Genomic DNA, 19221 nt, shown 5'->3' on the forward strand with positions numbered 1-19221 from the left:
CTGCCGCAGGCTGCGATGGTCTGCATCGCAGCCCCTAAGTGAAGGGCTACGGCAGCGGCAACAAATGGATATTTTCGGTTAAAACTTCAGCGTGGGTGCTTTCGCTGTCACTTCCACGGCTTGCTGACCACTTGGGCCAATCAGTTGTACCTTGAATTTATGAGTGCCCGGGAAAGTTTTGAAGAACTGAGTCAGGTCCAACGTTTTCAACGCGTGTGGTGTGCTGCAGGTAAAAGCGTAATGGGCTTCGATATCACTATGGTGATGTTCGCCTTTGGCCGCGCTTTCTTCCGGTGCAGGTTCGAACAGTGGGCTCTTGAGCTCTTGTTCATCGGCGGTGCAACCAGCTGCCTTGGGAATGCTGAACAGCACCAGCGGGTCTTCCAGTTGCTTGCGCGCCGAATCGACCTTGGCCTTGTCGGCGTCAGTAGTGGCCAGGTGTTCGAAACCCACCAGGTTCATCGACGGACCGTCGAGGTCCAGCTCCAGCGTCTGGCCGTCCAGCGCGACATTCAAGCTGCCCACGCCATGCTCATGGGGTGGCAGGCTGTCGTGTTCATGGTCGTGATCGTCGGCGGCATGGGCCATCGCCAGCGGCAACAAGGCAAACGGCAAAGCAAGAAGCAAACGGCGCATGGCATGACTCCAGCAAAAGATATGAATATTTTGTTATGTGATCTTATAACAAGTGGTGGAAGAGTTTGCGCGTGTGCTTGGCGTTACGCAAGACGCGTGGGAGCATGCGGCGAAGAAAAAGTGAGGAGCAGGGTGATGGTGCGTATTCGCGGAATGATCGGCGACTGGCCGGTGGATTTGACGGTAGAGCTGGATGAGAGTGATTGGGCGAAGCTGGGCGCGCAGTTGCCTGTCGGCGCCGCGCCAATCAGCCAGCCGCCTGTTAAATCGGTGAGTCAGGACGATGCCGTGTGGGAAACGACCAAAGACATGCTGCGCAAGGCCGGGCAGATGACCGGGCCTGAACTGTTGGGGCAGCTTGAAGCGTTGACCGGCAGCACGGGCGCAGGCAAGCGCCTGTTGGTGCGCCTGCGTCATTGTGCTGAGGTCAAGGTGGTCAGCGGGGCCGACTCACCGGTTTACAGCTGGGTTGAAGGGTCGTAGCAACTTTCCTGTAGCAGTTGACGAGCAACGCGAGGCTACGTCCGGCTGCGCAGCAGTCGTAAAGCCATTCAGCCCAGGTGTTTCAGGTACATCGCGTTTGCCGGGTTTGCGACGGCTTCGCCGCCGGACGCAGCCTCGTTCCTTCGGCAGCTGCTACGGATATGTATCCGGGTTTAGTACAACGCAGCAAACAGCTTGCGGCGGTAGGTCGTGACCAGCGGGTGGTCGTTGCCCAACAGGTCGAACACTTGCAGCAATGTTTTGTGGGTGATGCCTTCGTTATAGCTGCGGTTGCGGGTAAACAGCTTCAGCAACCCATCCAGAGCCCCTTCATATTGCTGGCGCGCCAACTGCTGAATGGCCAGTTGATAGGCCGCTTCGTCGTCCTGCGGGTTTTGCGCCACGCGGGTTTTCAAATCGGCTACATCCGGCAAGTCCGCCGCCTGACGTAAAAATGTCAGTTGCGCCTTGGCGCCAGCCAGCTCGGCTTTGTGCTCGTCGCTTTTGACCGCATCCAGCACCGCTTGTGCTTCGGTCAACTCACCGCGCTCGGCCAAGCAGCGCCCATACAGAATCAGTGCCTTGGCGTTGCTGTTGTCTTCGGTCAGGATGCTTTTGAGCAGCGCTTCGGCATCGGCAAACCGGCTTTCGGCAAATAGTGCCTGCGCTTGCACCAGCGGGTCTTCAACCACGGCCTCGGGCATGACGACATGGGGCGCGAGCATGGCGCGAATCGCCGATTCAGGCTGTGCTTCCTGGAAGCCGTCAACAACCTTGCCGTCCTTGAACAGCACTACGGTGGGCAAGGTTTGAATCCCGATGCGGCCAACAATGTCCTGCTCGACATCGCAATTGACTTTGGCCAGCAGCAACTCGCCCTGATAGTCCTCGGCGAGTTGTTCCAGGATCGGCAGCATCACCTTGCACGGTGCGCACCACTCGGCCCAGAAATCCACCAGCACGGGCTGATCGAAAGAGGCCTGGACCACCAGTCTGTCGAAGTCAGCGGAGGTCACGTCGAAGCTGTAAGAAGGCGTAGGCTGATTCATTATGTGTCTCGAAGCAGGTAAATGAGGGCAACTATAAAGGCTGGGCCTGGCGGCTGAAAGCGCTTGGCTCGCGCTGTGCGTGATACAGGCTGACGTTGCGAAACTCGTGGGGTTCGGCCAGGTCGGGCAAAGTCAGGGCCTTGAGCATTGCCAGTTGCTGATACAGCGGATGTTTGAAGTCGCGCACACGGGAGTCTGCGACTAGCGCCTGTTGGCCACGGCTGAGAAATTGATCCAGCAGCGGCAAGTTTTCGCGGTCGTAAAGTACGTCTGCCACCAGGATCAGATCGAAGCGGTCTGCCTCGGCAAAGAAGTCGCTGGAATAGCCGAGCTGCACATCATTGAGTTGCGCATTCGCCCGGCACGCCGCCAACGCCAGCGGATCAAGATCGCAGGCCAGTACTTCCAGTGCCCCGGCCTTGGCAGCGGCAATCGCCGCCACACCGGAGCCGGCACCGAAGTCCAGCACGCGCTTGCCTTTGACCCACTGTGGCTGCTCGGCCAGAAACCGCGCCAACGCCAGACCGCTGGCCCAGCAAAAAGCCCAGTAGGGTGGCTCGTAGAGAATGCGGCGGGTTTCGTCGGGGGTGAAGGCGCGATCCATATTGTGCGCATCGATCAACCAAAGCTTGAGCGTTGTATCAGGCAGGTCGGTGACGACCAGTTGCGCATCGCCCAACAACTCGCTTAACGACTGCTGCAGGTCTAGCGGTGTATTCATGGCGCTTTGACGAAAGCCAGAGTACCCATCGCCTGCGTAGTGGGCTGGCTGATAATTCGCGAAGGCAGGTGCAGGATCAATTGCCCGGACTGACTGGCTCGGCCGCGCAGTTCGACCCGCATACCCTGTGGGAATGCCTCGGGATTGAAGCGCAGCTTGAACGGCAGCGCCTGATCATTACCGGCAATCTTGCTGCTGGCCATCAGCCCCTGAGGGCGTCCGCGCTCGTCGATGATCAACATCGCCAGCTCGACTTCGGCGCCTGCCGGAACGCCCGTCAGTACGCCGCTCAGCTCACGCTGATAAGCCGGTAGTGGGCCCAGGTCAGCGGGGGCGTCGGTTTTTGGCTGCGTCAGCACTTGAGTCTGTGCCGATTTTGGCGGCTCACTGCTACAAGCGACCAGCAAACTGGCGAGGCACAGCAAAACAAGCGTTCGTAGCGGCATACACGGCTCCAGCGGCAGGTCAGTCGGTGTATCAGATTGTGTAAAACATAGTAGCCCGTCTGTATACCGTAAAGCCTATGGCTTGTCTTGCCAGTGGGATGCGCTAACATGGCGCTCCCCATTTTTGTTGGCTGCCACCATGCACTGTCCCTTCTGCGGTGCCAACGACACTAAAGTCATCGACTCGCGTCTGGTTGCCGAGGGCGACCAGGTGCGTCGCCGGCGTGAATGCCTGGCCTGTGGTGAGCGTTTCACCACCTTTGAAACAGCCGAGTTGGTCTTACCCCGTCTAATCAAACAAGACGGTAGTCGTCAGCCCTTTGACGAAGAAAAATTGCGCGCCGGAATGCAGCGTGCGCTGGAAAAACGCCCGGTAAGTGTCGAGCGTCTTGAAGCTGCGCTGGCCCGAATCAAGCACAAATTGCGCGCCACCGGCGAACGTGAAGTCAAATCGCTGGTGGTGGGTGAACTGGTCATGGGCGAGCTGCAAAAGCTCGACGAAGTGGCCTATATCCGCTTTGCATCGGTTTATCGACGCTTCCAGGACTTGAACGAGTTCCGGGAAGAGATCGACCGACTTGCCCGTGAGCCCTCAAAAGAATGACTCAGTCCACAGAACAAGCTGTTTTAGACACCCATTACATGGCCCGAGCCATCGAGCTTGCGCGCAACGGTCTGTACACCACCCATCCCAACCCGCGTGTCGGTTGCGTGATCGTGCGTGACGGGCAGGTTGTCGGCGAAGGCTGGCACGTGCGCACCGGCGAACCGCATGCCGAAGTCCACGCCTTGCGGGCGGCGGGCGAGCTGGCCCGTGGGGCCACGGCCTATGTCACCCTGGAGCCGTGCAGCCATCATGGGCATACCCCGCCGTGTGCCGAAGGGCTGATCAACGCCAGGGTAGCGCGGGTGGTTGCGGCCATGCAGGACCCCAACCCGGAAGTTGCCGGGCGTGGCCTCAAACGTCTGGCCGATGCCGGAATAGAGGTCGTCAGCGGCGTACTTGAAGCTCAGGCCCGGGCATTGAACCCTGGCTTCCTCAAGCGCATGGAACACGGCCTGCCGTTTGTGCGGGTCAAGCTGGCGATGAGCCTTGATGGCCGCACCGCGATGGCCAACGGCGAAAGCCAGTGGATCACCGGCCCTGACGCACGTTCTGCAGTGCAGCGCCTGCGGGCGCAGGCCAGCGTGGTATTGACCGGCGCCGACACGGTGTTGGCTGATGGCGCACGGTTGACCGTTCGCGGTCCTGAGTTGGGGCTGAGCCCTGAGTTGACCGCGCTGGCGCTGAGCCGTCCGCCGCTGCGGGTGCTGGTCGACGGGCGTTTGCGGGTGCCGCTGGATGCGCCATTTTTCAAGGCGGGGCCAGCGCTGGTCGCGACCTGCGTGCCGCCAGCCGAGCAGTACCGCACAGGGCCTGAGTGCCTGGTGATCCACGGTGCCAACGGCCATGTGGACCTGCGCAAACTGTTGGTTGCGCTGGCTGCACGCGGCGTCAACGAGGTGCTGGTCGAAGCGGGGCCGAATCTGGCCGGAGCCTTTGCCGAGCAAGGTCTGGTCGATGAATACCAGATTTTCATCGCCGCCAAGTTTTTGGGGTCTACCGCCCGGCCATTGCTGGAACTGCCGTTGACCCACATGCGCGAAGCGCCTTTGCTCAAAATCATTGAAATGCGCGCGGTGGGCGATGACTGGCGAGTCACCGCCATACCCGTGCCGCCAGCGAGCGTATAATTCTCGGCCTTCGCTTTACGCAGGCTTTGTTCTCAAGGGGAACGCCATGTTTACAGGCATCATTGAATCCATCGGCAGCATCCGTGCACTGACCCCTAAAGGCGGTGATATACGAGTTTCAATCGACACCGGCAAGCTCGACCTGAGCGACGTCAAACTTGGCGACAGCATCGCGATCAATGGCGTGTGCCTGACCGCGGTTGAGCTGCCGGGCAACGGCTTTGCGGCTGACGTAAGTCGCGAGACCCTCGATTGCACCGCATTCAACGACTTGAAAAGCGGCAGCCGGGTCAACCTGGAAAAAGCCCTGACCCCGACCACGCGTCTGGGTGGGCACCTGGTGAGCGGTCACGTCGATGGTGTGGGCGAAGTGATCTCGCGTGACGAGAACGCTCGCGCTATCGAATTCGTGATCCGCGCCCCCAAAGAACTGGCCAAGTACATCGCGCACAAAGGCTCGATCACCGTCGATGGCACCAGCCTGACCGTGAACTCGGTCAATGGCGCCGAGTTTTCGCTGACGATCATTCCGCACACCCTGAGCGAAACCATCATGGGCGACTACCGTCCGGGTCGCCGGGTCAACCTCGAAGTCGACTTGCTGGCGCGTTACCTTGAGCGTCTGCTGCTGGGCGATAAAGCCGCCGAGCCGACCTCGGGTGGCATCAGCGAAAGTTTTCTGGCCGCCAACGGCTACCTCAAATCCTGACTTAAGGGGGTGCCGCGTGGCGCTCAACAGCATCGAAGAACTGGTTGAAGACATCCGCCAAGGCAAGATGGTCATTCTTATGGATGACGAAGACCGTGAGAACGAAGGTGACCTGATCATGGCCGCCGAGTGCTGCAAGGCCGAGCACATCAACTTCATGGCGCGTTTTGCCCGTGGCCTGATCTGCATGCCGATGAGCCGCGAGCGCTGCGAACTGCTCAAACTGCCATTGATGGCACCGCGCAACGGTTCCGGCTTTGGCACCAAGTTCACCGTGTCGATTGAAGCTGCGACCGGCGTGACCACCGGAATTTCCGCCGCTGACCGTGCACGCACTGTGCAAGCAGCGGCCGCCAGGGACGCCAAGGCCGAAGACATTGTCAGCCCTGGTCACATCTTCCCGCTGATGGCACAAGCGGGCGGCACCCTGGCCCGCGCCGGTCACACCGAAGCGGCCTGCGACCTGGCCCGCATGGCCGGTTTCGAGCCAAGCGGCGTGATCTGTGAAGTGATGAACGACGACGGCACCATGGCTCGCCGCCCTGAGCTGGAAACGTTTGCGGCCGAACACGGGATCAAGATCGGCACCATCGCCGACCTGATTCACTACCGCATGATCCACGAACGTACCGTTCAGCGGATTGCCGAGCAGCCACTGGACAGCGAACTGGGCCAATTCAATTTGGTGACCTATCGTGATTCAGTCGAAGGCGATGTGCACATGGCACTGACCCTGGGCAAGATCTGCGCCGAAGAGCCGACGCTGGTGCGAGTGCACAATGCCGACCCGTTGCGCGACCTGCTGATGGTTAAGCAACCGGGCCGCTGGAGCCTACGCGCCGCCATGACTGCGGTGGCAGAGGCGGGCAGCGGTGTTGTGCTGCTGCTGGGGCATCCGCTGGATGGTGATGTATTGCTGGCGCATATCCGCGAAACCGCAGACCAGATTCCGGTAAAAAAACCGACCACCTACAGCATCGTCGGTGCCGGTTCGCAGATCCTTCGTGACCTTGGCGTGCGTAAAATGCGCTTGATGAGTTCACCAATGAAGTTCAATGCCATATCCGGTTTCGATCTGGAAGTTGTAGAATACGTGCCCTCCGAATAAAGACCGGTCGTGTCCTGTCCGAATTCGTGGCCCAATATCCTTAAAGAACGCACGCGAGTGCGTTCTGGCTCTTTAATACGAGACATACCGAATGACCCTGAAGACCATCGAAGGTACCTTCATCGCCCCCAAGGGGCGCTACGCTCTGGTAGTTGGCCGTTTCAACAGCTTTGTTGTCGAAAGCCTGGTGAGTGGTGCCGTTGATGCCCTGGTTCGCCACGGTGTGAACGAAAGCGACATCACCATCATTCGAGCGCCGGGTGCGTTCGAAATCCCGCTGGTTGCGCAGAAGGTTGCCCAGCGCAACGAATTCGCCGCCATCATCGCCTTGGGCGCCGTGATTCGTGGCGGTACTCCGCACTTCGAATACGTTGCTGGCGAATGCACCAAGGGCTTGTCCCAAGTGTCCATGCAGTTTGGCGTACCGGTTGCATTCGGCGTGCTGACTGTTGATTCGATCGAGCAAGCCATCGAGCGTTCCGGCACCAAAGCCGGTAACAAAGGCGCTGAAGCTGCCTTGTCCGCCCTTGAAATGGTCAGCCTGTTGGCACAGTTGGAGGCCAAGTGATTTCCGACGAAAGCGATCGTTTCAACCCGCGCGATCCAAAACCTGCGGACGCTGGCAAACCTTCCAAGAGCGCCAAGCGCCGTGAAGCGCGTCAACTCGCGACTCAGGCCCTGTACCAGTGGCACATGGCCAAGCAATCGTTGAACGAAATTGAAGCGCAGTTCCGCGTTGATAACGACTTCACCGACGTTGATGCTGCGTACTTCCGTGAAATCCTGCACGGCGTACCTGCACACAAAGGCGAGATCGATGCTGCCTTGATCCCGTGCCTGGATATCACCATCGAAGAACTCGACCCGGTTGAGCTGTCTGTTCTGCGCCTGTCTACCTGGGAGCTGATCAAACGTGTCGACGTGCCTTACCGCGTTGTGATCAACGAAGGCATCGAACTGGCCAAAGTGTTCGGCTCCACCGACGGCCACAAGTTCGTCAACGGTGTGCTCGACAAACTGGCGCCACGCCTGCGTGAAGCTGAAGTAAAGGCTTACAAGCGCTAAACGGCGCTGTCGGCCATGGGCGAGTTTGAGCTGATCCGCAACTTCTTCGCTGCCGCGCCCTGTGCGCAAGGCGGCGAAGGTGTTGCTCTGGGCATTGGCGACGACTGCGCCCTGCTGGATGTTCCCTTCGGGGAACAGCTGGCAATTTCCACTGACACCCTGGTAGCCGGGGTGCACTTCGCAGATCCTTGCGACCCTTTCTTGCTCGGTCAGCGTTCGCTGGCGGTGGCGGCCAGTGATTTGGCGGCCATGGGCGCAACACCTCTCGCCTTTACCCTTGCCTTGACCTTGCCGACGGTGGAAGCCGATTGGTTGCAAGCGTTTGCCCGTGGTTTGAACCTGATGGCTCAAACCTGCGACCTGCGCCTGATCGGCGGTGACACCACTCGCGGACCATTGTGCCTGACGCTCACGGTGTTTGGTCGTATCCCCAAGGGCAAGGCCCTGACTCGTAGCGGCGCCCGCCCTGGTGACCTGTTATGTGTGGGCGGCGAACTGGGCAACGCGGCGGGAGCGTTGCCGCTGGTACTGGGGCAGCGCAGCGCGCCACCGGTTATCAGCGAGCCGTTGCTGGCGCATTACTGGTCACCGCAACCGCAGTTGGCGCTGGGCCAGGCCCTGCGCGGCAAAGCCACCTCGGCGCTGGATATCTCTGATGGCCTGCTTGCCGACTGTGGCCATATTGCGCTGGCGTCCAAGGTGGGGCTGGAGATTGAGCTGGACCGGGTGCCCATCTCGCTGGCGCTGGAAGAGTTTTTGGGCGCTGGCGATGCACAGCAGGCAGCATTGAGCGGCGGTGATGATTACGTGTTGGCGTTTACCTTGCCTGCGCTTGAACTGCCGACGCTGTTGGCTGATGGTTGGCCGATCCATGTGGTGGGTCGTGTGGTTGAAGGGCAGGGTGTTGGCTTGTTCGATGAGCACGGCCAGGACATCACCCCGGCAATCCGTGGCTATCAACATTTTCGCCTATAAAACTGTTCGTAGCAGCTGCCGTAGGAACGAGGCTGCGTCCGGCGGCGCAGCCGTCGCAAAATTATCACGCGCGGTTTTTTAGTTAAACCGCGTACTCTTATTTTACGATCGCTTCGCAATCGAACGTAGCCTTCGGCAACTGCTACGGGATTGGGACGGGTCGAGTTATCAAACTTTTAGATCTTTATCCACGGTAATTCAGCCTAAGCGTCTGTAGGAACCTCCTGTTACAATGTCGCCTTTGCGAATCTCCAGTCCTCAAACTGATCAGGAGCACACGGTGCCCGTCGTTTTCGTTGCCGCTTGCAAATTACCTACTCCTTTTGCCGAATTCACCATGCATGGCTTCCTTGAGAAAACCTCGGGCCGTGAACACGTTGTGCTCAGTCTGGGCGACGTGACTGATGGTGCTCCGGTTCTGGGTCGGGTGCATTCCGAATGCCTGACTGGCGATGCCTTGTTCAGCCAGCGTTGCGATTGTGGTTCGCAGCTCGAAGCCGCCTTGCAGGCCATCGCCCGCGAAGGCCGTGGCGTTCTGCTGTATCTGCGCCAGGAAGGTCGTGGCATCGGTTTGCTGAACAAAATCCGCGCTTACGAACTGCAAGATGGCGGCGCCGATACCGTTGAAGCCAACGAGCGTCTGGGCTTTGCTGCCGATCAGCGTGATTACGCCATCTGCCTGCCGATGCTGGAGCACGTGGGTGTGCAGTCGCTGCGCCTGATGACCAACAATCCGCGCAAGGTCAAAGCCTTGACCGAAATGGGCATCACCGTGGCCGAGCGTGTGCCTTTGCACACCGGGCACAACCCGCACAACAAATTGTACCTGGCGACCAAAGCCAACAAGCTCGGTCACATGATGGGCAACCAGCATCAAAACGAGGCCGACCCGGCGTGACCCGTGGCCAGCGTCGTCGGCGCCTGAGCTTCAGCTGGTGGCAACAGTTGGTACTGACTCTGCTGCCGCTGGTGTTGGTTAACTGGTTTTTCGGCAACGCCGAACCGCTGCTGCCTGAACTGGCGATGCCGTTTTTCATCGCGGGCGTGGCTTCGATGTTTGTCACCCTGCGCACGTTCGGGCCATACAAACATGGCCTGATCAACCTGCAAAAAGCCCTCGACACCCCGCAGGAACCTGCGGCCTGGGATGCGCTGGCGCATGTGCGGCACCGTGCCTTGCTGGCGGCGGGATTGCCTACCTGGGTTGCTACCCTGGCGGTGTTCGTCGGGCTCGAAGGCGTACCTTTATTGCTGCTGACCCTGTCGACGCTGGTGCTGTTTTACCTCTACCGCATTCCTCGCCAGGTCGGCTGATGCGCGCTTGGCTGGCGGCTCTGCTGCTGACCGCGAGCATTCCTTCGCTGGCCGCCACGCGTGTGGTCAGCCTGTCTCCATCCTTATCCGAAATGGTTGTCGAACTGGGCGCCGCCGATTTGCTGGTGGGGCGTCTGGATGCGGGTGAGCCGTTGCCGGAGCTTGTCAGCGTGCCCTCAGTGGGCCGCTACGGGCAGTTGGACATGGAGCGCTTGCTCAGCCTGCAACCCGATCTACTTTTGCTCTGGCCGGGCAGTGTGGGTGTTGCACAGCGCGAACAGCTGAATCGCCTGAAGATCCCGACCTACATTGGTGAACCGCGCAGCCTTGATCAGTTGGCTGATCAGGTCGAAGGGCTGGCTGTTGCTCTGGATCGCCCGCAGCGTGGGCATGAGCTGGCGGGTGAACTGCGTCAGCGTTTGGCCGGGCTGCGAGCCCAGTATTGGCGCGACACACCGTTGCGGGTGTTTTACCAAGTGTGGGACCAGCCGCTGTACACCATCGGTGGCGGGCAAATCATCAGTGATGCGTTGGCCGTGTGCGGGGCGAGCAATGTGTTTGACGACCTCAAGTTGCCTGCTCCGCAGGTCAGTATTGAGTCCGTGTTGCAGCGCAATCCCGAGGTGATCATTGCCAGTACCCAGGCGCAACTTGATGCTTGGAAAATTTGGCCGCAGATTGATGCCGTCAAACACGGGCGCTTGTTGTTACTGACCGACAAAGGCCTGGAGCGCCCGAGCGGGCAGATGCTTGAAGCCACGGCCAAGTTGTGTGAACAGCTAGCGGCACACTAACCCTCTTGAGCCTTCGCGAGCAGGCTCGCTCCCACAAGGGGGGCTGCGCCTTCTAGAGAGTAGGCGTCCAGGTCACGGCCAACTGCAAGCTGCGGCGCTCTTCGCGGTAGCCATAGTAGTTGCCCTCATAGCTGTAGAGCGCGCGGGTGAAGCTCTTGTCCAGCAGGTTATCGACTTTCAAGTCGAACCGGACTTGCGAGCTGGCCTGCCAGTTGCCACGCAATCCCAACAGTCCGTAGCCGCCAATGGGCTGCTTGTTGTCTTCATCATTGAAGCTGCTGCTCACCGCTTGCCAACTGGCGCCGACGCCTAGCCGGTCAAATTGCCGATCCAGATCCAGGCTCAACGTTCTGCGTGCCCGGCGGCCCAGGGTATGGCCGGTATCGCGATCACGCGGGTCGATAATTGCGATGCCCAGGCTGCTCTGCCAGCCGAACCATTCTTGTTGCAGGGCGCTTTCGAAACCGGTGATTTGCGCCGCGCCGATGTTCTGCTGGATAAAGTCAGCATCGGCCACAATCGCGTCACGAATATCGGTGCGGTACAGCGATGTTTCCAGCCTGCTGGTCTCGCTCAACTGGCTGCGCCATTGGACTTCGTAGCTTTTCGAATACTCGGGTTTGAGGTTCGGGTTGCCGAACTGCGGGTAGTACAAGTCATTGAAGGTGGGCGCGCGGAAGCCTTCGCTGTAAGACAAGAGCACATCGTTGTTGGCATTCAACGGCACGCTCAGGCTGGCGCTCCAGGTGTTGTGGCTGCCGAACTGCTGGTTCTGGTCATGACGCACGCCCAATTCGGTTGAAAAATAATCGCCATGAAACCGGTGCTGAACAAACGCTGCGCGGTTCCAACGGCTGTCTTGGTCAAAAGCCGTGCTGCTGCGCACGCGGTCTTGATAGGTGTCTGCGCCGAGGATCAGGCTGTTTTTGTCGTCCAGCGTCAGGTTGTTTTGCCAGCTCAGCGAGTCGCGGTAGGTATTGAAACTGTAGATATCAGCGCTGAGCTGGTCCCGGGTTTTTTCGCGGTTTTCACTGTGGCCCAGTTCCAGGCGCGAATTCCAGCGCTCACTCAATTGCGCATCGATAAAGCTGCCGACGCTGCTGATATCAAAATCGCTGTAAAGCTGCTGGCCACTGACTGTCATGGTGCTCGGGTCCCAGCGCCCGAACGGGTTATCGAGTTCGGTTTTGCCAACGTTTTTCATCGCTGTCAGCCCGACTTCAAGGTCTTCGTTCAGGTAGTGGCTCAGGTTCAGGCTCAGCGACTTGTTGCGATAGGCATCGTGATCGTTGTCGCTGGGGAAGGACTCGTGGGTGCGGTTGATGCCCGCCGTCTCCTCCAGGCTGCCACTCAAGTTGTAGCGGGTCTGCGCATCGCCACCGGAGACGCCGACGCTGTTTTCTGAGCTGCCATAACTGCCCACGGCACTGTAAACCCGAAGTTGTGGGGCATGGTCGGCACCACGGCGGGTGAAAATCTGAATCACCCCGCCAATCGCATCGCTGCCGTAGATCACCGAGCGCGAGCCACGCAAGACTTCAACGCGCTCGATCTGATCAATATTGAGGTACTGCAGGTTGCTGTCGGCCGAGGTGGCATTGGCCATGCGCTGGCCGTCGACCAGTACCAGGCTTTGCGCCGACTTGGTGCCGCGAATGTAAATCCCCGGCAAGCCACCGCGCCCGCCGCTGCGGGCCACTTGCACGCCCGGGACCCGGCCCAGGAGGTCGGTCAGGCTGGTGGGTTGCAGGCGGTCGATGTCTTCACGGGTGAACACGCTGTTGGCGCTGCTGCTGTCCGAGCGCGCCTCAACCTGTCGGTTGCCGGTGATCAGGGTTTGCGGGAGTTTGAGCGCGTCTTCACGCTCAGCAGCATTGGCCAGCAGGGGGCTGGCGAGGATTAAAGCCAAGCGAAGGCGTTTCATGGTTTCTCGGTATTAAACCTGTAGCCGCTGCCGCAGGCTGCGATAAGGTCCGCAGGACCTTGCTCATGCAAAGCGCTTCGGGCGCGATCGCAGCCAGCGGCAGCGTACGGGGTGGGTCAGAGCCCCAGCAACTGCATGCGCTGGCGCACCGAAGCTTCGATGCCTGCCGCATCCAGGCCGCACTCGGCCAGCATCTGGCTCGGTTTGGCGTGTTCGACGTACACATCCGGCAAGCCCAGGTGCAGCACCGACTTGAGCACGTTTTCACGGGCCAGGAACTCGCTGACGCCAGCTCCGGCACCGCCCATGATGGCGTTCTCTTCAAGGGTCACCAGCAGCTCATGGCTATCAGCCATTTCGCGAACCAGTGCTTCATCCATCGGTTTGACGAAACGCATGTCGACCACCGTGGCGTCGATTTTTTCTGCTACGAGCAGGGCTTCGGTCAATTGCACACCAAACACCAGCATGGCGACTTTTGAACCCTGGCGACGAATCACGCCTTTGCCGATTTCCAGCGGCTCAAGGGTTTTTTCGATCGGCGCGTTCGGACCGGTGCCACGTGGGTAGCGCACTGCCGCTGGGCCGTTGTACAGGTGGCCAGTGGTAAGCATTTTGCGCAGTTCGTTCTCATCGCTCGGGGTCATGATGACCATGCCCGGAATGCAGCGCAGGAACGACAGGTCGAAACTACCGGCGTGGGTCGGGCCGTCTTCGCCTACCAGACCGGCACGGTCGATGGCGAACAGCACGTCCAGGTTTTGTACCGCAACGTCATGCACCAGCTGGTCGTAACCGCGCTGCAGGAACGTAGAGTAAATAGCCACCACCGGCTTGGCGCCTTCGCAGGCCATACCGGCCGCAAAGGTCACCGCGTGCTGCTCGGCAATCGCCACGTCGAAATAACGCTTGGGGAAGCGCTCGCTGAAGGCGATCAGGTCCGAGCCTTCTTTCATGGCCGGGGTGATGCCCATCAGGCGCTCATCGGCAGCCGCCATGTCGCACAGCCACTCGCCAAACACTGCCGAGTACTTTGGCCCGCTCGCCACTTTGGGAGCGGCTTTCGGTGCGTCCAGCGGTTCAAGCTTGGTGATGGCGTGATAGCCGATCGGGTCGGCTTCGGCCGGGGCAAAGCCCTTGCCCTTTTTAGTGACGATATGCAGGAACTGCGGGCCTTTGAGATCGCGCATGTTGCGCAGCGTCGCAATCAGGGTCGGCAGGTCGTGACCATCGATAGGACCGATGTAGTTCCAGCCAAGCTCTTCAAACAGTGTGCCGGGGACCAGCATGCCCTTGGCATACTCTTCGGTACGGCGGGCAATTTCCCAGGCGCCTGGCAAACGTGACAGCACTTTTTTGCTGCCTTCGCGCATGCTGGCGTAGGTACGGCTGGAGAGGATTTTGGCCAGGTAGTTGGACAAACCGCCGACATTGCGCGAGATCGACATGTCGTTGTCGTTGAGGATCACCAACATGTTGGCATTCACTTCAGGCGCGTGGTTCAGCGCTTCGAAGGCCATGCCCGCGGTCAGCGCGCCGTCACCGATCACGGCGATGGCCTTGCGGTCGCTGTTTTGCAGGCGGGCGGCAATGGCCATGCCCAGCGCTGCACTGATCGAGGTGCTGGAGTGGCCGACGCCAAAGGTGTCGTACTCGCTCTCGGAGCGACGCGGGAAAGCGGCAACGCCGTCCTTCTGGCGCAAGGTCGCCATTTGCTCGCGACGGCCCGTGAGGATTTTGTGCGGATACGCCTGATGGCCGACATCCCACACCAGCCGGTCGTCCGGGGTGTCGAATACGTAGTGCAGCGCAATGGTCAGCTCAATGACACCCAAGCCGGCGCCAAAATGCCCACCCGTCTGGCCGACGGTATAGAGCAATTCCAGGCGCAACTCATCAGCCAGGGTTTCCAGCTCGGCTTCGGCCAGGCGGCGAAGGCCCGCAGGCTTGCCTGCCCGGTCAAGCAGGGGCGTAGTCGGACGGTTGCGGGGAATCTCTTGAAACGTCGTTGGCATCAGGCGAATCGTTATAGGTATAAGAAGAGGCGGCAGTTTACCTTATGGAACGTAAGCTGCCCACGCAGTCTGGTACTCGTTAGTAAGACCTTGGCATTAGAGCTGTCAGAAATCGTTACTGAAAAGCGTTTTCAGTGGCGGCGTTCCACGATATATCGCGCCAGTTCACGCAGCGGCTCAGCGCCTGCATCAAAATGCCGCAGGGCATTGAGTGCCTGATCGCGCAGTTCCAGTGCATAGCCTTTGGCCTGTTCCAGGCCCATTAGCGCCGGATAGGTTGGTTTGTCCCGTGCGATATCGGCGCCCTGGCGTTTGCCCAGCGTGGCGGTATCGCTTTCAACATCCAGAATGTCGTCCTGAACTTGAAATGCCAGGCCAATGGCACGTGAGTAGGTGTTCAAGGCGTGCAGGCTTTCGGCAGTCGCGTTGCCGCTGGCCAGGGCACCTAGTTCTACGCTGGCCTCGATCAGGGCTCCGGTCTTGTGGCGGTGCATGTTTTCCAGCGCCGCCTGATTGAGCTTGATGCCGACCGAACCGAGGTCAATGGCTTGGCCGCCGACCATGCCCGCCGGGCCTGCGGCCTGGGCGAGGGCGGTGACCATGCGCAAGCGCGTGTCAGCGTCCAGGGTGTTCAGTTGCGGGTCGAGCAGGGCGCTGAACGCCAGGCTTTGCAGGCCGTCACCGGCCAGAATGGCGCAGGCTTCGTCAAAAGCTTTATGGGTGGTCGGCTGGCCGCGGCGCAGATCGTCATCATCCATTGCGGGCAAATCATCATGCACCAGCGAATAGGCGTGGATCAGCTCAACTGCACAGGCCGCGCCATTGGCTTGCTCGGGCGCGCCGCCCAGCGCTTGGCAAGCGGCATAGGCCAGCAGCGGACGAACCCGTTTGCCACCATTCATGACGCTGTAGCGCATGGCCTCAAACAGGCGTTCCAGCTCCGGGGCCGGAGCGACAAACAAGCGTTCAAGCGCCGCATTGACCCGGGCCTGGCTGCTGATCTGGTACGCATCAATCATTCGGACTGTTCCGCATCAAAGGGTTCTTGTGCCAGCTCACCATCGCGCTCCAGCAGGATTTGAACTTTCTGTTCTGCCTGGGCCAGTGCGCCCTGGCAGTCACGGGTCAGACGGATGCCTTGTTCGAAGGCAGTCAGGGAGTCTTCCAGCGACAGCTCGCCATTTTCCAGGCGTTCGACCAGTGTTTGCAGGTCTGCGAGTGACTGTTCGAAATCCAGGGAAGCTTTTTTGCGGGCCATGGCGGCATTCTCGGTAGGCGTTAAAACCGGCTGACACTAGCAGACAGCGGGTTTTGGGGCAAATCGGGGGTGGCATGCCCCGTGTTCACTCTGGCCGGTTTGATGGGCCAGGCACGCGTTGCTGCAAGCATGCCTCATCCCAGTAGATTGAATTTTTGCGCCCGGGTGATTGCCTGGGTGCGGCTGGTGACGTGCAGTTTGCAGAACAGATTCTTGAGGTGCCACTTCACGGTTTCGGCCGAAATATCCAGGCTGCGGGCGATTTCCTTGTTGGCTTGCCCTTGGGCAATCAGCAGCAGGATCTGCTGTTCGCGCTCACTCAGGTTCGGTTCGTCTGCACTCGGGTCCTCGTTGGCCGTGCGCGGGTCCAGGCTGTCGAGCAGGCTGCGCAGGTAGTCGGCGATCTGCGGCCGGGCATTTTTCAGTGTGGCCTGAAGCAGGGCCGGCATGGCTGCGCCCGCATCCAGCAAGGTACGCCGCAAGTTCTGTCGGCAAGCCAGATTAAGCAGCGGCTGCAGGGTTTTCAGCGCTCCGGCCTGGTCGTCCGGCCACAAGGCACAGGCCAGTGCGGCGCGGCTACCCGCAGCACGGAGCAACTGGCCTTGGCGTTCGTCCTCTTGCAGCAAACCGTGCAACAGCGTTGCAGCCTGGCGCCATTGTTTTTGCGCCGCCGCGATATGGCAGTGCGCCTGGATCTGAGCGCGCCTGATTTCCGGGTGCTCGTGGGCGGGGTCAAGCGCCTGCAACTGTCGTTGTAACCCGAGCGCCTGCGGCAGTTGTTCACTGGCCAGGTGAATACGTATTTCCTCGACCAGCAACCACGCTTGCAAGCGTGGCCAGCGTCGCACTGTCGCCAGTTGCTGGGCATGTTCCAGCAGATAGCGCGCCTGGCTCGGCTCGCCCATCAGCAGTGCCCTGCGCGACAGGCTGGCGTAGGCGCACAACAGGGCATCCGGCGGCGCGACGGTGTCGATCTGGCTCAGACGTGGCGTCAACAGCGCCTGCAGCTGTTGCCATTCGCCACGCTCATAAAGCAACTCGCCCAACAGTGCAGCCAGCGTCGCACTGCCGCTTGATTGGGGGCCTGTGAGGTGTTCGGCCGGGCCCAAGGCTTGTAGGTAATACTGCTCGGCGCTGTACAAATCAGCCTGGCGCAAATGACTCAACCCCAGCACAAAAGCTCGGTAAACACTCACAAACAAGTTGTGCGACGGGGTTGTGGGGCAGGGCATATGGCGTTGAACTGCCTGCGCCTGCTGGTAATGCCCTTGAGTCATGTAGCCATAGCTGAGAATGTTGCAGATCAGCCCGTCGACCCATGTGTCGCCGCACGGAACCCGCGCCAGCAAGGGCTCGACACGCTCGATGCTGTGGCTGATATTTTCTGCGAACGCCTCCGTGATAGCGCAGATCACCTGATATTTGATGCTCAGCCGGGCGCTGGGATGCTGCGTCTGGAACACCGGATACAGGCTCTCCAGCAACCCCCTCGAGGCGCTGAAATGGAAGTGATGGCCCAAAGCCCAGGCCAGGTTGAGCTGCAAATCGATGCGCTGCTCATCCAGTGATTCTGCGCTGGCTTCGGGCATTTTTTGCAGCCAGCGCACCAGCGTGTCGACATCGCCTTCTTCGGCCAGCGACTGTGCGCCCTGATTGGCGCAGTCGTGGCGCCCTCCGTGTTGGCCCGCCGCCAGGGCATGACGAATCGCTTCGGCCCAGTACTGATGGTTGGCCAGCCAGTTGCTGGCGCGCTCATGCAGATCCGCGACATCAATGTCGGTGCGCAACAGACGCTCATTGAGAGTTTCGACAAACAGCGTGTGATAGCGAAACCACTGACCTTGCGCATCCAGCGAGAAGATAAACAGATTGTGCCGTTCGATCTCGGCCAGCATCTGCTGCGCGTCGTCGCGCCCGGTGACGGCATTGCACAGTGAAGGCGTCAGGCGCCCCAGAATCGAGGTCTTCAGTAAAAACGTCTGTAACGGCAACGACAGGGGGGCCAATACCACGTCGTAGAGATAGCGGCCTGCCTGACGGTTGCCCAGTTGCAAGCGATCCAGGGTGCGCAGTGGATCACTGGGTGCCAGTGCCGCCATCTGGATGCCAGTGATCCAGCCTTCGGTCAGGTTCAGCACTTGTTGCAGCTCGGCGGGCACAAAACGCTGGGCGGTTGCGTGGCTCAGATAGTCTTGGGTTTCTTCGAGATTGAAACGCAGATCGTTGGTGTCGACTTCCAGCAGCTGCTTGCGCGCCTGCAACCGGCTCAAGGGCAAACCCGGAACGCTGCGGCTGCCCACCAGCAGGTGAAAACAGTCCGGTGCATGTTGCAGCAACTGCTCGATGTCACCCGCGATGCTCGGGTGCTGGATCAGGTGCAGGTCATCGAGCACCAGGTACAGGGAATGTTTGCGCCCTTGCATCAGGTTGATCAATTCGCGAGTAAAGCGACAACCGGTCAACGCGATGCACTCAAACAGAGGCTGGGTGTTTTCCAGAGGTTGCCCGCTGGCCTGGTTCAGCGCGCTCAGCAGATAACGGCGAAAGGTCAGGGGCGTATCGTCCTGCTCGTCGAGGCTGAGCCAGGCCACGCTATGGCCTTGCTCAAGCAAGCGCTGGCGCCACTGCCCCAGCAACGTGGTTTTGCCAAACCCGGCGGGGCCGCACACCAGCGCCAGGCGCCGTTCCTCAAGCAGGCGCAGTTTGTCCAACAGCCGCGCGCGTACCAACACCGTGCCAGTGGAGCGGGGAGGTACCAGTTTGGTGGCTATGAGCGGCAAACCGTGGTTGAGGTCAATGCGGTCCTGGTGATCGATCAGTTGGGGAAACTTGGCCTGGGTCATTGTTGTTATGTATCCCTCTAGCGTTTGTCTGGCGCCGTTCCTGAGGATTGAAGGGTAGCCCCCCCATCGCATTTAAGCGCCCACCCATCCGGGTAGTTATGGCTGTGACTTTAGGCTCTTACCGTAAGCGAACGCCATCGTCGTTCG

At 60.0% G+C, this 19221-nt stretch carries 20 protein-coding genes; 11 read left to right on the forward strand and 9 right to left on the reverse strand.

The features are described 5' to 3' along the window. Positions 1 to 78: 78 nt before the first annotated feature. Entirely contained in the window at positions 79 to 636 is a 558-nt protein-coding gene (locus tag U5A05_RS02980; RefSeq protein WP_261740753.1) for a DUF2796 domain-containing protein, read from the reverse strand. Between the two features lie 135 nt (positions 637 to 771). On the opposite strand from U5A05_RS02980, the gene U5A05_RS02985 reads away from it, so the two are divergent. Beyond that, a complete protein-coding gene (locus U5A05_RS02985) occupies positions 772 to 1119 on the forward strand; it encodes a hypothetical protein (protein ID WP_321835601.1) in 348 nt (115 codons plus the stop codon). Positions 1120 to 1292: 173 nt separating this feature from the next. Here U5A05_RS02985 and trxA read toward each other — a convergent pair whose 3' ends face one another. Genes trxA through U5A05_RS03000 form a run of 3 tightly spaced genes read right to left on the reverse strand, consistent with a single transcriptional unit; the run spans position 1293 to position 3335 of the window. Continuing rightward, on the reverse strand, positions 1293 to 2168 hold the full coding sequence (gene trxA, locus U5A05_RS02990; protein ID WP_321835603.1) for a thioredoxin: 876 nt from the start codon (positions 2166 to 2168) through the stop codon (positions 1293 to 1295). A 31-nt stretch (positions 2169 to 2199) separates the two neighbouring features. Continuing rightward, positions 2200 to 2889 (reverse strand): class I SAM-dependent methyltransferase, encoded by a 690-nt coding sequence (locus U5A05_RS02995; protein ID WP_321835605.1) that lies wholly within the window; start codon positions 2887 to 2889, stop codon positions 2200 to 2202. Then, positions 2886 to 3335 (reverse strand): hypothetical protein, encoded by a 450-nt coding sequence (locus tag U5A05_RS03000; protein ID WP_261740757.1) that lies wholly within the window; start codon positions 3333 to 3335, stop codon positions 2886 to 2888. The genes U5A05_RS02995 and U5A05_RS03000 overlap by 4 nt, the downstream gene beginning before the upstream one ends. Positions 3336 to 3474: 139 nt before the next feature. Between U5A05_RS03000 and nrdR the strand changes: the two genes are divergently transcribed. The 10 genes from nrdR to U5A05_RS03050 all read left to right on the forward strand — a co-directional run bounded on the left by nrdR (position 3475) and on the right by U5A05_RS03050 (position 11034). Beyond that, complete coding sequence (gene nrdR / locus U5A05_RS03005; RefSeq protein ID WP_029611200.1) at positions 3475 to 3939, forward strand: transcriptional regulator NrdR; 465 nt, start codon at positions 3475 to 3477, stop codon at positions 3937 to 3939. Further along, positions 3936 to 5069, forward strand: coding sequence for a bifunctional diaminohydroxyphosphoribosylaminopyrimidine deaminase/5-amino-6-(5-phosphoribosylamino)uracil reductase RibD (gene ribD, locus U5A05_RS03010; protein WP_261740758.1), 1134 nt, complete (start codon positions 3936 to 3938; stop codon positions 5067 to 5069). Before nrdR ends, ribD begins: the two co-directional genes overlap by 4 nt. A gap of 46 nt (positions 5070 to 5115) precedes the next feature. Further along, a complete protein-coding gene (locus U5A05_RS03015; protein ID WP_261740759.1) occupies positions 5116 to 5778 on the forward strand; it encodes a riboflavin synthase in 663 nt (220 codons plus the stop codon). A 16-nt stretch (positions 5779 to 5794) separates the two neighbouring features. Further along, positions 5795 to 6886: a bifunctional 3,4-dihydroxy-2-butanone-4-phosphate synthase/GTP cyclohydrolase II gene (gene ribBA / locus U5A05_RS03020; RefSeq protein WP_261740760.1), complete on the forward strand. Its 1092-nt coding sequence runs from the start codon at positions 5795 to 5797 to the stop codon at positions 6884 to 6886. Between the two features lie 91 nt (positions 6887 to 6977). Continuing rightward, positions 6978 to 7454, forward strand: coding sequence for a 6,7-dimethyl-8-ribityllumazine synthase (gene ribH / locus U5A05_RS03025; protein ID WP_003444275.1), 477 nt, complete (start codon positions 6978 to 6980; stop codon positions 7452 to 7454). Further along, the gene (gene nusB, locus U5A05_RS03030; protein WP_133077063.1) at positions 7451 to 7951 is read left to right on the forward strand and encodes a transcription antitermination factor NusB; all 501 of its coding nucleotides are present in this window, start codon (positions 7451 to 7453) and stop codon (positions 7949 to 7951) included. Before ribH ends, nusB begins: the two co-directional genes overlap by 4 nt. A 15-nt stretch (positions 7952 to 7966) precedes the next feature. After that, on the forward strand, positions 7967 to 8926 hold the full coding sequence (thiL, locus tag U5A05_RS03035; RefSeq protein WP_321835615.1) for a thiamine-phosphate kinase: 960 nt from the start codon (positions 7967 to 7969) through the stop codon (positions 8924 to 8926). A 280-nt stretch (positions 8927 to 9206) separates the two neighbouring features. Further along, the gene (ribA, locus tag U5A05_RS03040; RefSeq protein ID WP_261740762.1) at positions 9207 to 9824 is read left to right on the forward strand and encodes a GTP cyclohydrolase II; all 618 of its coding nucleotides are present in this window, start codon (positions 9207 to 9209) and stop codon (positions 9822 to 9824) included. Next, positions 9821 to 10240 carry an MFS transporter gene (locus U5A05_RS03045; RefSeq protein ID WP_261740763.1) on the forward strand — a complete coding sequence of 140 codons (420 nt, stop codon included), beginning with the start codon at positions 9821 to 9823 and terminating at the stop codon, positions 10238 to 10240. The genes ribA and U5A05_RS03045 overlap by 4 nt, the downstream gene beginning before the upstream one ends. Beyond that, a complete protein-coding gene (locus tag U5A05_RS03050) occupies positions 10240 to 11034 on the forward strand; it encodes a cobalamin-binding protein (protein WP_321835619.1) in 795 nt (264 codons plus the stop codon). The genes U5A05_RS03045 and U5A05_RS03050 overlap by 1 nt, the downstream gene beginning before the upstream one ends. A 52-nt stretch (positions 11035 to 11086) precedes the next feature. Here U5A05_RS03050 and U5A05_RS03055 read toward each other — a convergent pair whose 3' ends face one another. The 5 genes from U5A05_RS03055 to U5A05_RS03075 all read right to left on the reverse strand — a co-directional run bounded on the left by U5A05_RS03055 (position 11087) and on the right by U5A05_RS03075 (position 19074). Continuing rightward, positions 11087 to 12958 carry a TonB-dependent receptor domain-containing protein gene (locus tag U5A05_RS03055; RefSeq protein WP_321835621.1) on the reverse strand — a complete coding sequence of 624 codons (1872 nt, stop codon included), beginning with the start codon at positions 12956 to 12958 and terminating at the stop codon, positions 11087 to 11089. A gap of 116 nt (positions 12959 to 13074) precedes the next feature. Then, positions 13075 to 14973 (reverse strand): 1-deoxy-D-xylulose-5-phosphate synthase, encoded by a 1899-nt coding sequence (gene dxs, locus U5A05_RS03060; protein ID WP_321835623.1) that lies wholly within the window; start codon positions 14971 to 14973, stop codon positions 13075 to 13077. A gap of 131 nt (positions 14974 to 15104) precedes the next feature. Then, entirely contained in the window at positions 15105 to 15992 is an 888-nt protein-coding gene (gene ispA / locus U5A05_RS03065) for a (2E,6E)-farnesyl diphosphate synthase (protein WP_261740767.1), read from the reverse strand. Continuing rightward, positions 15989 to 16231, reverse strand: coding sequence for an exodeoxyribonuclease VII small subunit (locus U5A05_RS03070; protein WP_016779237.1), 243 nt, complete (start codon positions 16229 to 16231; stop codon positions 15989 to 15991). The genes ispA and U5A05_RS03070 overlap by 4 nt, the downstream gene beginning before the upstream one ends. A gap of 134 nt (positions 16232 to 16365) precedes the next feature. Beyond that, a complete protein-coding gene (locus U5A05_RS03075) occupies positions 16366 to 19074 on the reverse strand; it encodes a winged helix-turn-helix domain-containing protein (RefSeq protein ID WP_321835633.1) in 2709 nt (902 codons plus the stop codon). Positions 19075 to 19221: the final 147 nt, after the last annotated feature.

Source organism: Pseudomonas kulmbachensis, assembly GCF_963681935.1.
In the GTDB taxonomy this organism is placed as follows: domain Bacteria; phylum Pseudomonadota; class Gammaproteobacteria; order Pseudomonadales; family Pseudomonadaceae; genus Aquipseudomonas; species Aquipseudomonas kulmbachensis.